The organism is Pseudomonas sp. AGC41 (assembly GCF_057334555.1).
Genome location: NZ_JBHFJB010000025.1, coordinates 1 through 13,742 on the forward strand (window position 1 = coordinate 1; position 13,742 = coordinate 13,742).

The window sequence follows — 13,742 nt, forward strand, 5'->3', positions numbered from 1 at the left end:
GATCTACCGCGTCCGGCCATCTGGGGCCGCTGCGCAGCCCAGCGGGAGCAAGCTCCCTCGCCACGATTTGAGGCAGTCGCGGCCCGGCGTCGTTATGGGTAACATAGCGGCCTTTCCCGCAGCCTTGCTGCGCCCTGCCGAATAAGCCTCATTCCATGCCCTTTGAACTCAGCGTCGATCTCTCCACCCTCGCTATCCTTGCCGTCGTCGCGTTCATCGCCGGCTTCATCGACGCCATCGCCGGCGGCGGTGGGCTGCTGACCACGCCGGCGCTGCTGACCGCCGGGCTGCCACCGCACCTGGTGCTGGGCACCAACAAGCTCAGCTCGACCTTCGGCTCGGCCACGGCCAGTTTTACCTTTTACAAGCGCAAGCTGTTTCATCCACGGCAATGGACCCACGCCCTCGTCGGCACGCTGGTCGGTGCCTTGGTCGGCGCCGTCGTTGCTCATTACCTGCCCGCCGAGTGGCTGAACAAGATGCTGCCGGTGATTGTCTTTGCCTGCGGCCTGTACCTGCTGTTCGGCGGCACGCCCAAGGCGCCGCTGGACAGCAATGCACCGATCAAGAAGACCTGGCAGTCATCCCAGGGTTTCACCTTGGGTTTCTACGACGGCGTGGCCGGCCCGGGCACCGGTGCGTTCTGGACCGTCAGCAGCCTGCTGCTCTACCCCATCGACCTGGTCAAGGCCAGCGGCGTGGCCCGCAGCATGAACTTCGTCAGCAACATCGCGGCGCTGTCGGTGTTCATCTTTTCGGGCCAGGTGGATTGGATCATCGGCCTGAGCATGGGCCTGTCGGTGATGGTCGGCGCGTTCTTCGGCGCGCGCACCGCCATCAGCGGCGGCGCGAAGTTCATCCGCCCGGTGTTCATCACCGTGGTGCTGGGCCTGACCGTGCGCCTAGCCTGGCAGCACTGGTTCAGCGTGGCCTAGACGCCGGGCGACGTACAGGTCGATCAGGTAGCGGGCGATGGAGCGCGAGGCCGGCAACGGCGGCAGGTCATGGACGCTGAACCATTGGGCGTCCTCGATCTCGTCTTCCTGGGGCACGATCTCACCGCCGGCATATTCGGCATGAAAACCCAGCATCATCGAATGGGGAAACGGCCAGCACTGGCTGCCCACGTACTGGATGTTCTTCACTTCGATGCTGACCTCCTCGCGTACCTCCCGGACCAGGCAATCCTCGGCCGACTCGCCCGGCTCGGCAAACCCGGCCAGGGTGCTGTAGACACCGGTGACAAAGCGCGGCGAACGCGCCAGCAAGACCTCATCGCCACGGGTAATCAGTACGATCATGCTCGGCGAGATTCGCGGGTAATGCCGCAGCTCGCAGGCCTCGCAGTACATCGCCCGCTCTCGCGGCACCTGGGTCATGCGCTGGCCGCAACTGCCACAAAAGCGATGTTCGCGAGCCCAGGTGCCGATCTGCGCCGCATAACCCAACACCTTGAACAGCGTGTGGTCGTCCTCGAGCATGAAGGCCCGCAGGCCTTTCCAGTGGCAGCCGGGAATCTCCAGCGAGCTGTGCAGTTCAAGCAGATAGACCGGCTCGCCGTCGAGATGGCCGATACCGTGCTCGGCGAGGATCGACAGGTCCTGGCGCTTGAGCCACTCGCGGGGAAACAATGCGCCGTTGTCGTCGTAGAGAAAGCCCTCCGGGCTGCGGGCCACGGCCCAGCCGCCCGCGAGGTCGGTGTCGAGTACTGCGGTGGTCCAGCGTGAAATCATGATCGATCAATCCAGAAATTCGGGTTTCTGTTTGCTCATATGGGCGGCCATGGCCACGCGCAAATCGTTGGATTGCAACATGGCGGCATTCCACGTGGCGACGTATTCCAGCCCGTCGTCGATGCCGTGGTCACGCATGTAGCCGATCATTTCCTTGGTGCCGGCTATGGCGATCGGCGACTTGGCGGCGATTTCCCGGGCAATGCCCATTACCCCGTCAAGCAGGCTGGCGCTATCGCTGTAGACACGATTGACCAGGCCAATGCTGCGCGCTTCGTCGGCACCAAAAGTACGCCCCGTATAAGCCAGTTCACGCAGCATGCCGTCCCCGATGATCCGGGGCAAGCGTTGCAATGTGCCAACATCGGCCGCCATGCCGATGTCGATTTCCTTGATGGAGAACTGCGCATCCTCGGCCGCGTAGCGCATGTCGCAGGTAGAAATCAGGTCAATGGCACCGCCCAGGCAATAACCCTGGATCGCCGCGAGAACCGGTTTGCGGCAATTGTCCACGGCGTTGAACGAGGCCTGCAGTTGCAGGATCTTGCGCCGTAGCACACGGGCGTTGCGGCCGACGTCCTTGCCCAGTTCGTTCGCCACTCCGGCCAGCATCATCAGGTCGATGCCCGACGAAAAATGCTTGCCGGCACCGCTCAGGACCACCACCCGCACTTCGTCGGTATCATCGATCCACTGGAAGATCTCGATGATCTCACTCCAGAACGCGGCGTTCATGGCATTGATCTTGTCCGGGCGATTGATCTGCACATGGGCGATTTTGTCTGCAAGTTCGACGTTGAATGCTTGGTATTGCGACATGGCAGTGATCCTTTACCGGCTGAAAAGAGGCCTGAACTATACCAAGCCATCATCAAGGGACGTAGGCAGCGCATCGGCCAAAAGCGGGACTGAAGGCCTGCGAATCCCGTGGCGAGGGAGCTTGCTCCCGCTGGGCTGCGCAGCGGCCCCAAAAAGCTGAACGCTGGCTGACTGACACACCGAGGTGGCAGATCCAGGGGCCGCTGCGCAGCCCAGCGGGAGCAAGCTCCCTCGCCACGAAAAACTTGGCGCGATTATGGTTTGTCGCTCACCTGCAACTGCCCATCCCACCCGCCGCCCAGCGCCGCGATCAGTTGCACGCTGGCGATCAAGCGGCTCTGTTGCAGGCTCAGCACGCTGCGTTCGTTGCTCAGGGCGGTGGCCTGGACGGTCACCACGTCGAGGTAGCCGATCAAGCCGGCCCGGTACTGGTTCTGGGTCAGGCGCAAGGACTCGCGGGCGGCGTCGAGGGCTTCCTGGCGCACGCGGGCTTCGTCTTCGAGCACCTTGAGCTGGATCATATAGTTCTCGACTTCGCGAAAACCGTCGAGCACGGTCTGCCGATAGGTCGCCACGGTCTGGTCGTAGGCCGCGACGCTGCGGTCGACTTCCGCCGAACGCTGGCCGCCGTCGAACAGCGTCATCGCCAGCTGTGGCCCGACCGACCAGAAGCGGTTCGGTACACTCACCCAGTTATCGTAGGTACTGCTGCTATAGCCGCCGCTCAGGCTCAAGGTCAGGTCCGGATAATAGGCCGCCTTCGCCACGCCGATGTTGGCATTGGCGGCCATCACCGAGCGCTCGGCCGACGCGATGTCCGGACGCCGTTCGAGCAACTGCGAGGGCAGCGCCACCGGGACCTGCGGCAGCGCCGGGACGTCCTCGGTTTCGGCCAGGCTGAATTCGGCGGGAGGCAGGCCGATCAGCACGGCGATGGCGTTTTCGAACTGGGCCCGCTGCCAGATCAGGTCGATCAGGTCGCCCTGGGTGGTCTTGAGCTGGTTCTGCGCCTGGGCCACCGCGTCCTTGCCTGAGACCCCGGCGCGGTACTGGTTTTCGGTCATTTTTAATGAGCGCTGGTAGTTATCGACCGTGGTCTGCAACAAGCGCTTCTGTTGGTCGATGACCCGCAACTGCAAGTAGTTCTGTACCAGCTCCGACTGCTGGCTCAGGCGCATCGCCGCCAGGTCGGCAAAGCTGGCTTGCGCGCTGGCTTCATCGGCTTCCAGGGTGCGGCGCAACTTGCCCCAGACATCCGCTTCCCAGCTCACCCCGGCCTGGGCGCTGTAGGTGTCGCGAATGCCGCTGGAAGAACTGCTCAGGCTCGAACTGCTGCTGCCGGTGCCTTGGCTGGAGCGGTTCTTGCCAACGGTCAGGTCGACCGTTGGGAAAAAAGCGCCCCGCGCACTGCGCGCCAACGCCTGGGCCTGACGATACTGGGCTTCGGCCTGGGCCACGGTCTGGTTGGATGCGTTGAGCTTTGCCACCAGTTCATTCAGCCGGGCATCGCTGTACAGCTCCCACCAGGCGCCCCGGGCCAAGGCGTCGCTGGGGTTGGCCTGGCGCCACCCTTGGGCTTCCTTGTACTGCACCGGCGCAGCGGCCGCCGGGCGCTGGTAATCCGGGCCGATCGCGCAGGCACTGAGCAGCGCCACGCACAGCGCCAGGCTCAATACCCGCGAGCCACGGGCGGCTGCCAGCGGTGCGGCAAGGTTGAAAAGCGAATGGTCGGTCATAGCGGAGTTTCCAGGGCAGCATCGGTGCGCACCCCACGCCAGCGGTTGAAGCGGTGGCGCAGGTTATCGAGATAAAGGTAAACCACCGGCGTGGTGTAGAGCGTCAGGACCTGGCTGAACACCAGGCCGCCGATGATGGTCAGGCCCAGCGGCTGGCGCATCTCCGAACCTTCGGCACCGCCGAGCAACAGCGGCAAGGCACCGAGGATCGCCGCCACCGTCGTCATCAGGATCGGCCGCAAGCGCAACAGGCAGGCGCTGCGAATCGACTCCAACGGCGTCTGGCCGGCGCGCTCCAGTTGCAGCGCGAGGTCGATCATCAGGATCGCGTTTTTCTTCACCACGCCAATCAGCAGGAACAGCCCCAGCAGCGAGATCAGGCTGAACTCGCTGCCCAGCACGTAGATCGACAGCAACGCGCCAACGCCGGCCGACGGCAACGTCGACAGGATGGTCAACGGGTGGATGTAGCTTTCATACAGCACGCCCAGGACCAGATACACCGCCAGCAGCGCGCCGAGCACCATGAACGGCTGGCTTTTCTGGGTGGCGGCGAAAGCGTCGGCGGTCCCGGCCATTTTCGCGATGACGTCTTCGGGCATCCCCAGCTTGGCAATCGCCCGTTCGATGGCGGCCGTGCCCTGCTCCACGGTCACGCCTTCGGCCATGTCGAAGGAGATGCCCTCCGAAGCGAATTGGCCTTCATGACTGACCCGGTCGTCTTCCAGGCTGTTCTCGTAATGGGCAATCGCGGACAGCGGGACCCGTGCGCCATCGGCGGTAATCACCTGGACCTGTTCGAGGGTGTTGGGGTCCTGGGCGTATTTGGGATTGACCTCCATGACCACCTGGTACTGGTTGAGGCTGTCGTAGATGGTTGATATCTGCCGCTGGCTGTAGGCGTTGTTCAACACCGATGTGACCATGTCCATGTCGATGCCCAGGCGCTTGGCCTGGTCGCGGTCCACAATCAGCGTTACCTGCTGTGCCCCGCCACCGTCACGGGCATCGATGGCGGTAAGCTCCGGCAAGGCGCGGAACGCGGCGACGACCTTTGGGTACCACTCGCGCAGCGACGCCAGGTCGGCGCTCTGCAGAATGTAGGAATATTGCGAGGTGGTCTGCTCGCGGCCGCCACCGAACTGCAGGTCCTGGTCGGCCATCAGCATCAACTGGCCGCCGGGCACCTTGGGCATCTCCTTGCGCAGGCGCTCGATGACTTTCTGCGCGGAAATCCGGCGCTCGTTGATCGGCTTGAGACGCACCAGCATGAAGGCGTTGTTGGTGCCGTTGTTGCCGCCGATAAAACCGGCCACGCTCTGGACGGCCTCGTCCTTGAGCACCGCGCGACGGAACATTTCCATCTTCGGTTGCATCACGTTGAACGACAGCCCGTCGTCACCGCGCACGAAGCCGATCAACTGGCCAGTGTCCTGCTGGGGCATGAAGGTTTTCGGCACCACTACATACAACGCGATGTTCACGCCGATGGTCACCAGCAGACTGAGCAAGGTCAGGCGCCGATGGCGCAATACCCAGTCCAGCGTGCGTGCATAGCCACGGACCATGCTTTCGTTGGCGCCCTGGCTCCAACGCTGCAAACGGTTCTCCTGCCCTGGCACGTGAGGCTTGAGCCAGCGCGCACAGAGCATCGGCGTGAGCGTCAGGGACACGATAAGCGAGACGACGATGGCCGCCGCCAGGGTGATGGAAAACTCCCGGAACAGGCTCTCGACGATCCCGCCCATGAACAGGATCGACAGGAACACCGCCACCAGCGAGGCGTTCATAGAGAGCAACGTGAAGCCTACCTCCTCCGCTCCCAGGTACGCGGCCTTCAGCGGCGGCACGCCCTGATCGATGTGCCGGGAGATGTTTTCCAGCACCACGATGGCATCGTCCACCACCAGCCCGGTGGCGAGGATCAACGCCATCAACGACAGATTGTTCAGCGAGAAACCGTACAGATACATCACCGCGAACGTGCCCACCAGCGACACCGGCACCGCCAGGGTCGGGATCAGCGAAGCGCGAAAATTGCCGAGAAACAGGAACACCACCAGTACCACCAGGGCGACGGCGATCAGCAAGGTCATTTCCGCTTCGTGCAGGGTCGCCTTGATCACCGGCGAGCGATCCATCGCCAGGTTCAGCTTGACGCTGGCGGGCAACACGGCCTGCAAGACCGGCAACTGGGCCTTGATCTCGTTCACGGTCTCGATGATGTTGGCACCGGCCTGGCGATTGATCACCAGCAACACGGCGGCATCGTCGTTGAAGAAACCGCTGTTGTAGCGATCCTCGACGCCGTCGCTGACCTTGGCCACGTCCTTGAGCCGCAACACCGAGCCATCCTGGTAGCGGATGATCAGTGTTTCGTAATCCTTGGCCTTTTCCAGTTGGTCGTTGGCCTGGACTTGCCACATCCGCTGGTCGTCCTCGACCGAGCCCTTCGGCCGGCGCACGTTGCTGTTGGCAATCGCCGTTCGCACATCGTCCAGCGCCACGCCGTACTGGTTGAGCAATTGCGGCTCCAGTTCGATGCGCACCGCCGGCAGCGAACTGCCGCCGATCTGCACCTCGCCCACGCCCGACACCTGGGACAGGCTCTGGGACAGGATGGTCGAGGCCAGGTCGTAGAGCTGGCCTTTCTCCAGCACATCCGAGGTCAGCGACAGCACCATGATCGGCGCCTGGGACGGGTTGACCTTCTTGTAGGTCGGCATGCTGCGCATCCCGCTGGGCAGCAGGTTGCGCGAGGCATTGATGGCTGCCTGCACCTCCCGCGCCGCACCGTTGATGTCGCGGTCCAGGTCGAATTGCAGGATCACCCGGGTCGAGCCCTGGCTGGACCGACTGCTCATGGTGTTGACCCCGGCGATCGCACCGAAGGAACGCTCCAGCGGCGTCGCCACGGTGGAAGCCATCACCTCGGGACTCGCCCCCGGCAGGTTGGCCTGGACCACGATCACCGGGAAATCCATCTGCGGCAACGGCGACACCGGCAGCAAGCCAAAGCACACACCGCCGAGCAACATGATGGCGAAGCTCAGCAGCATCGTCGCCACGGGGCGGCGGATGAAAGGGCCGGAGAGGTTCACTGGTCGCCGCTCCAGCTTTCAACGAACAGGCTCTTGTGGCGAGGGAGCTTGCTCCCGCTTGAGTGCGCAGCGCTCACAAAAGGGGCCGCTGCGCGACCCAGCGGGAGCAAGCTCCCCCCCACGGAAGGCACCCGCGGAGTCCGGACGTCATACCCGCACCTCTTTCCCTTCAGGCCGGACAAACCGACGGCCCAGACGATCGAAGTACAGGTAGATCACCGGGGTGGTGAACAAGGTCAACACCTGGCTCACCAGCAACCCGCCCACCATCACCAGGCCCAACGGTTGGCGCAACTCGGCGCCGGAGCCGGTGGCGAGCATCAGGGGCACCGCGCCAAACAGCGCCGCCAGCGTGGTCATCAGAATTGGCCGGAAGCGCAGCAACGCGGCCTGATAGATCGCCGTCTGCGGATCCAGACCCTGGTTGCGTTCGGCGTCCAGGGCGAAGTCGATCATCATGATCGCGTTTTTCTTGACGATGCCGATCAGCAGGATAATGCCGATGATCGCGATCATGCCCAGGTCATTGCCGGTGAGGATCAACGCCAGCAAAGCGCCGATGGCCGCCGAGGGCAAGGTGGACAGGATGGTGATCGGATGGATGTAACTTTCGTACAAGACCCCCAGCACGATGTACATGGTCACCACCGCAGCCAGGATCAGCAGCAAAGTGCTCGACAGCGATGCCTGGAACGCCTGCGCCGCGCCCTGGAACTCGGTCTGCACGCCCACTGGCATGCCGATGTCCTGCTGGACCTTTTCGATCACCTCCACCGCGTGCCCGAGGGCCACGCCCGGCGCCAGGTTGAACGACATCATCACTGCCGGGAACTGGCCGATGTGGGCGATTGCCAGTTGTGCCTGACGCTCTTCGACACGGGCCAGGCTCGACAGGCGGACCTGCCCGCCATCAGTGGTCTTGACGTGGATCTGGTCCAGGGCCTGCGGTCCGATCCTTTCCCCGGCCTGGGCCTGAAGCACCACACGGTACTGACTGGCCTGGGTATAGATGGTGGAGATCTGCCGCTGGCCGAAAGCGTCGTACAGCGCATCGGTGATGTTCGACACCGACACGCCCAGGCGTGACGCGGCATCGCGGTCGATGACCAGGTAGACCTGCAAGCCCTTGTCCTGCAGGTCACTGGCGACATCAGTCAGTTCCGGCTGCTGGGCCAGGGCCTCGACCAGGCGACCGCTCCACAGGCTGAGCAACTCGGCGTCCGGCGACGACAGGCTGAACTGGTATTGGGTGCGGCTGACCCGGTCTTCGATGGTCAGGTCTTGCACCGGCTGCATGAACAGGCGAATGCCCACCAGCCGGTCGAGTTGCGGTTGCAGGCGGGTGATGATCGCGCTGGCGCTGTCGTCCCGCTCGCTGTGAGGCTTGAGGTTGATCAGCAGACGCCCGCTGTTGAGCGTGGCATTGTCGCCGTCGACACCGATGTAAGAGGACAGGCTCTGCACCGCCGGGTCGGCGAGGATGACCTTGGCCAGCTGCTGCTGGCGCTCGCTCATGGCGGCGAAGGAAATCGACTGCGGCGCTTCGGAAATGCCCTGAATCACGCCCGTGTCCTGCACCGGGAAAAAGCCCTTGGGCACGGCCAGGTACAACACCACCGTCAGCACCAGGCTGCCCACCGCCACCAGCAGGGTCAGTGGCTGATGCTTGAGCACCCATTGCAACTTGCGTCCGTAGGCGGCAATCAACCAATCGATCCAGGCGCCGCTGGCCCGGTAGAAGCGGCCCTGCTCCTGTTCCTTGGGCTCACGCTTGAGCAAGCGGGCGCACATCATCGGCGTCAGGGTCAGGGACACCACCAGCGAGATCAGGATCGCCACCGCCAGGGTGATGGCGAACTCGCGGAACAATCGCCCGACCACGTCCGCCATGAACAACAGCGGAATCAGCACCGCAATCAACGACAGCGTCAGGGAAATCAGGGTGAAACCGATCTGCCTGGCGCCCTTCAGCGCGGCTTGCATCGGGCTGTCGCCCTCCTCGATGAAGCGCGCAACGTTCTCCAACATGACGATGGCATCGTCCACCACAAAACCGGTGGCGATGGTCAGCGCCATCAAGGTCAGGTTGTTGATGGAAAACCCGGCCAGGTACATCACGCCAAATGTACCGATCAGCGACAGCGGCACGGCCACCGACGGAATGATCGTGGCGCTGACGCGGCGCAGGAACAGGAACGTCACCATCACCACCAGGGCAATGGCGATCAGCAGTTCGTGCTGCACATCGGTGACGGAGGCGCGGATGGTCTGGGTGCGGTCGGTCAGCACGGTCACTTCGAGGCCGGCCGGCAGGTTATCGGTGATGCTCGGCAGCAGCGCCTTGATCCGGTCCACCACCTCGATGACGTTGGCCCCGGGCTGGCGCTGGATGTTCAGCAGCACGGCCTGGTTTTCGTTGGCCCAGGCGGCGAGGCGTTCGTTCTCCGCGCCGTCGACGATCTGTGCCACGTCCTTGAGCCGCAACGGCGCGCCGTTGGCGTAGGCCAGGATCAGTTCGGCGTAGTCCTTGGGCGAGGTCAGCTGATCGTTGGCATCGAGCATCGAGACCCGAGTCGGGCCGTCGAAGTTGCCCTTGGGCTGGTTGACGTTGGAAGCGCCGATCAGGGTCCGCACATCGGCCAGGTTCAGCCCGGCGGCCGCGAGTGCCTCCGGGTTGACCTTGATCCGCACGGCCTGGCGCTGGCCGCCGGCGATGGTCACCATGCCGACGCCGCTGATCTGAGCGATCTTCTGCGCCATGCGCGTGTCCACCAGGTCATTGAGCTTGGGCAGCAGCATGGTCTTGGAAGTGATCGCCAGAGTCAGCACCGGGGTGTCCGCGGGGTTGACCTTGTTGTACACCGGCGGCGCCGGTAGATCGGTAGGCAACAGATTGGTCGCGGCGTTGATCGCGGCCTGCACCTGCTGCTCGGCGACATCCATGTTGATGTCCAGATTGAAACGCAGGGTGATCACCGATGCTCCGCCGGAACTGGTGGAAGCCATTTGGGTGAGGCCCGGCATCTGCCCGAACTGCCGCTCCAGGGGCGCGGTCACCGCGCTGGTCATGACGTCGGGACTGGCGCCCGGATACAGCGTCATCACGCGGATGGTCGGGTAGTCGACCTGGGGCAATGCCGACACCGGCAGCAGCCGGTAGGCAATCAGGCCGGCCAGGACAATCGCCAGCATGCTCAGCGTGGTGGCGACCGGGCGAAGGATGAACAGCCGCGAAAGATTCATGCGCCGCCCTTTTTCGCCTTATCGGCCACGGCCGGCTCAGTTGGGGCCGCGGCCGTCTTGCCTTGCAGGTGTTCGGTCGGCGTGGTCGGCACCTCCTGGCTGTCATTGACCACTTCCACCTCGCTGCCCTCCTTCAAGCGGTCGGTGCCTTCGAGCACCACCCTGTCGCCGGCGGCAAGGCCCTCGGTGACAATGGTTTTTTCGCCATCGCTGGCACCGATCTTGAGCTTCCTGATGGTGACCTTCTTGTCGCCATCGAGGGCGTAGACGAAGGTGCCGTTGGTGCCGAACTGGATGGCTGCGGTCGGCGCCAGGACCACGCCCTTGAGGGTGTCGGCCAGCAGGCGCACGTTGACGAACTGGTTGGGAAACAGCGACTGGTCGCGGTTTTCGTAGCGAGCCTTGAATTTCAAGGTGCCGGTGGTGACATCGATCTGGTTGTCCAGGCTCTGCAGCACACCGCTGGCCTGGAGTTTCACATCGCCACGGTCCCAGGCCTCGACCGGTAGTTTCGCTCCGCTGCGATAGCGGGCGAGCACGGTTTCGAGGTTGTTCTCCGGCAGGGTGAACACGACGCTGATGGGCTGGGTCTGGGTGATGACGGCCAGGGCCGTGGTGTCGTTGGCGGCCACCAGGTTGCCGATGTCCAGCTGACGCAGACCTACGCGGCCACTGATCGGCGCGCGGATCCTGGTGAATTCCAGGTTGAGCTTGGCGTCGTTGACCGCCGCCTGGTTGGTCTTGACCGTCCCCTGGTACTGGCCCACCAGCGCGGCGGCGGTATCGAGGGTCTGCTTGGCGATACTGTCTTCGGCGTACAGGCCGCGATAGCGTTCCAGGTCGACCTGGGCATTTTTCAGTTGGGCCTGGTTTTGCAGCAGCGTGCCTTCGGCCTGGAGCAAGGCGTTCTGGTACGGACGCGGATCAATTTCTGCCAACAGGTCGCCGGCCTTGACCATCTGCCCTTCCTCAAAGGCGATCTTCACCAACTCGCCACCGACCCGGCTGCGCACGTTGATCGTATTGAGCGCGGTGACGGTGCCCAGCGCCTTGTAATACAGGGGAAAATCCCCGGTGACCGCTGGTGCCACCCGAACCGGAATCGGCCCCGTCGCACCGCCAAACCCTGGCCGCATGCCACCCGAGCGTCCCGCGTGTCCAGCCGCGGCTTTCTGCTCTGCGCCGTTTTTCGGCTCGGTACTGGCGGGCCAGAACTTCCAGGTCAGCAACGCGATGACCAGTACGACAAACAGGCCGAACAGCCAGCGACGGGATTTGCGGGAAACAGAGGATTGCATGGAGTGGTCAACCATTGGGCGCGTGAGCTTCTTTTACAGGAGGCTGAACGATAAGCACTGGCGGATATTTAGCAAAGCGCCTTTACCGGCAATTTACCTTGGGCTTACATTCTGTCTGGTCAGCTAAAGCCTTGAAAACACAAATGAAAACGGCCTGGTCAGGCCAGGCCGTTAACAATTGTAATAAATACTTTATTTCAGAGCAGTTATTTCAAAGCCCTTATTTCAGAGCAGCGAGCGCAGCGTCGTAGTTCGGCTCTTCAGCGATTTCCTTGACCAGTTCGCTGTGCAGCACGGTGTCGTTTTCATCCAGCACGACCACGGCACGGGCGGTCAGGCCTTTGAGCGGGCCATCGGCAATGGCAACGCCGTAGTTCTCAATGAACTCGGCACCGCGCAGGGTCGACAGGTTCTGCACGTTTTCCAGGCCTTCGGCACCACAGAAACGGGCCTGGGCGAACGGCAGGTCGGCGGAGATGCACAGCACTACGGTGTTGTTCAGATCGTTGGCCTGGGCGTTGAACTTGCGCACGGAAGTGGCGCAGGTCGGCGTGTCGACGCTGGGGAAAATGTTCAGCACTTTGCGCTTGCCGGCGAAGTCGTTCAGGGAAACGTCCGACAGATTGCCGGCAACCAGGGAAAAGGCTGGCGCCTTGGAACCGACTTGGGGCAATTGGCCGTTGACTTGGACAGGGTTGCCTTTGAGGGTGACTTGAGCCATGAACGGATTCCTTCTGACAGGTTTGAAAATGGTGAGGCCGGAGTTAACCATGAAATGGTGCTCCGACCTATGCCTGCATGCAAAAAGTCACGAGTCACGGACCCGCTATTTAGCCTTGAGCTGTAGATAGGATTGATGCAGATCCGCCGCCCAGCCATCGATGACGCCTTTGACGTCATCGGGTTTCATGACCTGGGACTCGTTCGACAACGGCTTACCCGTGCCCTTGCGCACCACTTGGGCAACCACCGCGTTATTGCCACCGTCGAGAAACACCGCTTCGGTGCCCAACGTGGTCTCCTGGTCGCGAATGCCGCTGGCGGTACTGACCGCGGCGGCCACCAGGGCAATCGGAATCACTTCGTAGGGTTTCAGGCCCTCGGTCTTGCTGCTGACCGCGGTGATCGCCGCCCGCACCACCAGGACACCCGGGCCAGGGCTGGTCGCCAGCGGCAGGGACTTACCGGCTTCACGCTTGAGCGCCTGGTCGTAGTAGCTGGTGATACCGGCCAATGTTGCCGACGGGATCTTCACCGTCGCTTGCGGCTTGGGGTACAGCTGGGTCGGTTCGATATAGATGCTGGAGTACTTCGCCAGATCGATCTTCGGATCGACCCAGCGCATCACCTCGGCCCCCGACGGCGATTTTTCTTCCTTGAGCCGGCTGTAGTCCCCCAGGAACCCGGAATACTCGTCCGGCTGAGTGACTTTGCTGGAGCAGCCAGCGAGCGCGAGCGAGGCAATGCAAACGGTGCCGATCATGGAGGCGAACTTCATGCTGTTACTCCTGTAAGCCACACCCGACGGGGGGCGGAACTACAGGTATAGCCAATGCGCGGGGTTTTGCCCGGCCAAGCGCATTCAGCTTCGCTCGCGCGGTATAAGACTTTGCAACTGCTGAGCGAGGAAATTTGCATCGAAGACGTAGGTGTCCGGATCCTTCAACCGTTGGTCCTGCGCCATTGCCACTGCGTCGATGGCGGCTGGCAAACCAGGGAAATGCTGCCGTGGCGAGTGGCGGTGGGTGTTGCGAAGCGCGGTGATGACAGGTTCGCACGGCTGCGTACGCAAAAGAACCGCGCCGCCGTCTT

The 13,742-nt window shown here is 63.0% G+C and carries 9 protein-coding genes and 1 pseudogene; 1 reads left to right on the plus strand and 9 read right to left on the minus strand.

Annotation, left to right across the window (positions count from 1 at the left end):
- The first annotated feature begins 155 nt into the window (after positions 1-155).
- Complete coding sequence (locus ACE04F_RS04120; RefSeq protein WP_305500574.1) at positions 156-935, plus strand: TSUP family transporter; 780 nt, start codon at positions 156-158, stop codon at positions 933-935.
- On the opposite strand, the gene nudC is transcribed toward ACE04F_RS04120, so the two are convergent.
- From nudC to ACE04F_RS04165, 9 genes and pseudogenes are all read right to left on the minus strand, one after another.
- The gene (gene nudC, locus ACE04F_RS04125) at positions 903-1,733 is read right to left on the minus strand and encodes an NAD(+) diphosphatase (RefSeq protein WP_486105040.1); all 831 of its coding nucleotides are present in this window, start codon (positions 1,731-1,733) and stop codon (positions 903-905) included. The two genes, ACE04F_RS04120 and nudC, sit on opposite strands and share 33 nt — an antisense overlap.
- Positions 1,734-1,739: 6 nt before the next feature.
- Complete coding sequence (locus ACE04F_RS04130; RefSeq protein WP_486105042.1) at positions 1,740-2,552, minus strand: crotonase/enoyl-CoA hydratase family protein; 813 nt, start codon at positions 2,550-2,552, stop codon at positions 1,740-1,742.
- 254 nt (positions 2,553-2,806) lie between these two features.
- Entirely contained in the window at positions 2,807-4,288 is a 1,482-nt protein-coding gene (locus ACE04F_RS04135; protein ID WP_486105044.1) for an efflux transporter outer membrane subunit, read from the minus strand.
- Positions 4,285-7,389: an efflux RND transporter permease subunit gene (locus tag ACE04F_RS04140; protein WP_486105046.1), complete on the minus strand. Its 3,105-nt coding sequence runs from the start codon at positions 7,387-7,389 to the stop codon at positions 4,285-4,287. The genes ACE04F_RS04135 and ACE04F_RS04140 overlap by 4 nt, the downstream gene beginning before the upstream one ends.
- A 147-nt stretch (positions 7,390-7,536) precedes the next feature.
- On the minus strand, positions 7,537-10,632 hold the full coding sequence (locus tag ACE04F_RS04145) for an MdtB/MuxB family multidrug efflux RND transporter permease subunit (protein WP_486105048.1): 3,096 nt from the start codon (positions 10,630-10,632) through the stop codon (positions 7,537-7,539).
- On the minus strand, positions 10,629-11,945 hold the full coding sequence (locus tag ACE04F_RS04150) for an MdtA/MuxA family multidrug efflux RND transporter periplasmic adaptor subunit (RefSeq protein ID WP_486105050.1): 1,317 nt from the start codon (positions 11,943-11,945) through the stop codon (positions 10,629-10,631). Before ACE04F_RS04150 ends, ACE04F_RS04145 begins: the two co-directional genes overlap by 4 nt.
- Positions 11,946-12,150: 205 nt before the next feature.
- Positions 12,151-12,651 (minus strand): thiol peroxidase, encoded by a 501-nt coding sequence (gene tpx, locus ACE04F_RS04155; protein ID WP_486105052.1) that lies wholly within the window; start codon positions 12,649-12,651, stop codon positions 12,151-12,153.
- Between the two features lie 105 nt (positions 12,652-12,756).
- Positions 12,757-13,428: a DUF3313 domain-containing protein gene (locus tag ACE04F_RS04160; RefSeq protein ID WP_486105054.1), complete on the minus strand. Its 672-nt coding sequence runs from the start codon at positions 13,426-13,428 to the stop codon at positions 12,757-12,759.
- Between the two features lie 84 nt (positions 13,429-13,512).
- Positions 13,513-13,742, minus strand: a pseudogene (locus ACE04F_RS04165) (hypothetical protein); the annotation flags it as partial.

Excerpts from the sequence above, each read along its gene's own strand:
- ACE04F_RS04150 (WP_486105050.1), bottom strand. The coding sequence starts at position 11,945 with ATGGTTGACCACTCCATGCAATCCTCTGTTTCCCGCAAATCCCGTCGC.
- nudC (WP_486105040.1), bottom strand. The coding sequence starts at position 1,733 with ATGATTTCACGCTGGACCACCGCAGTACTCGACACCGACCTCGCGGGC.
- ACE04F_RS04135 (WP_486105044.1), bottom strand. The coding sequence starts at position 4,288 with ATGACCGACCATTCGCTTTTCAACCTTGCCGCACCGCTGGCAGCCGCC.
- ACE04F_RS04130 (WP_486105042.1), bottom strand. The coding sequence starts at position 2,552 with ATGTCGCAATACCAAGCATTCAACGTCGAACTTGCAGACAAAATCGCC.
- ACE04F_RS04145 (WP_486105048.1), bottom strand. The coding sequence starts at position 10,632 with ATGAATCTTTCGCGGCTGTTCATCCTTCGCCCGGTCGCCACCACGCTG.
- tpx (WP_486105052.1), bottom strand. The coding sequence starts at position 12,651 with ATGGCTCAAGTCACCCTCAAAGGCAACCCTGTCCAAGTCAACGGCCAA.
- ACE04F_RS04120 (WP_305500574.1), top strand. The coding sequence starts at position 156 with ATGCCCTTTGAACTCAGCGTCGATCTCTCCACCCTCGCTATCCTTGCC.
- ACE04F_RS04160 (WP_486105054.1), bottom strand. The coding sequence starts at position 13,428 with ATGAAGTTCGCCTCCATGATCGGCACCGTTTGCATTGCCTCGCTCGCG.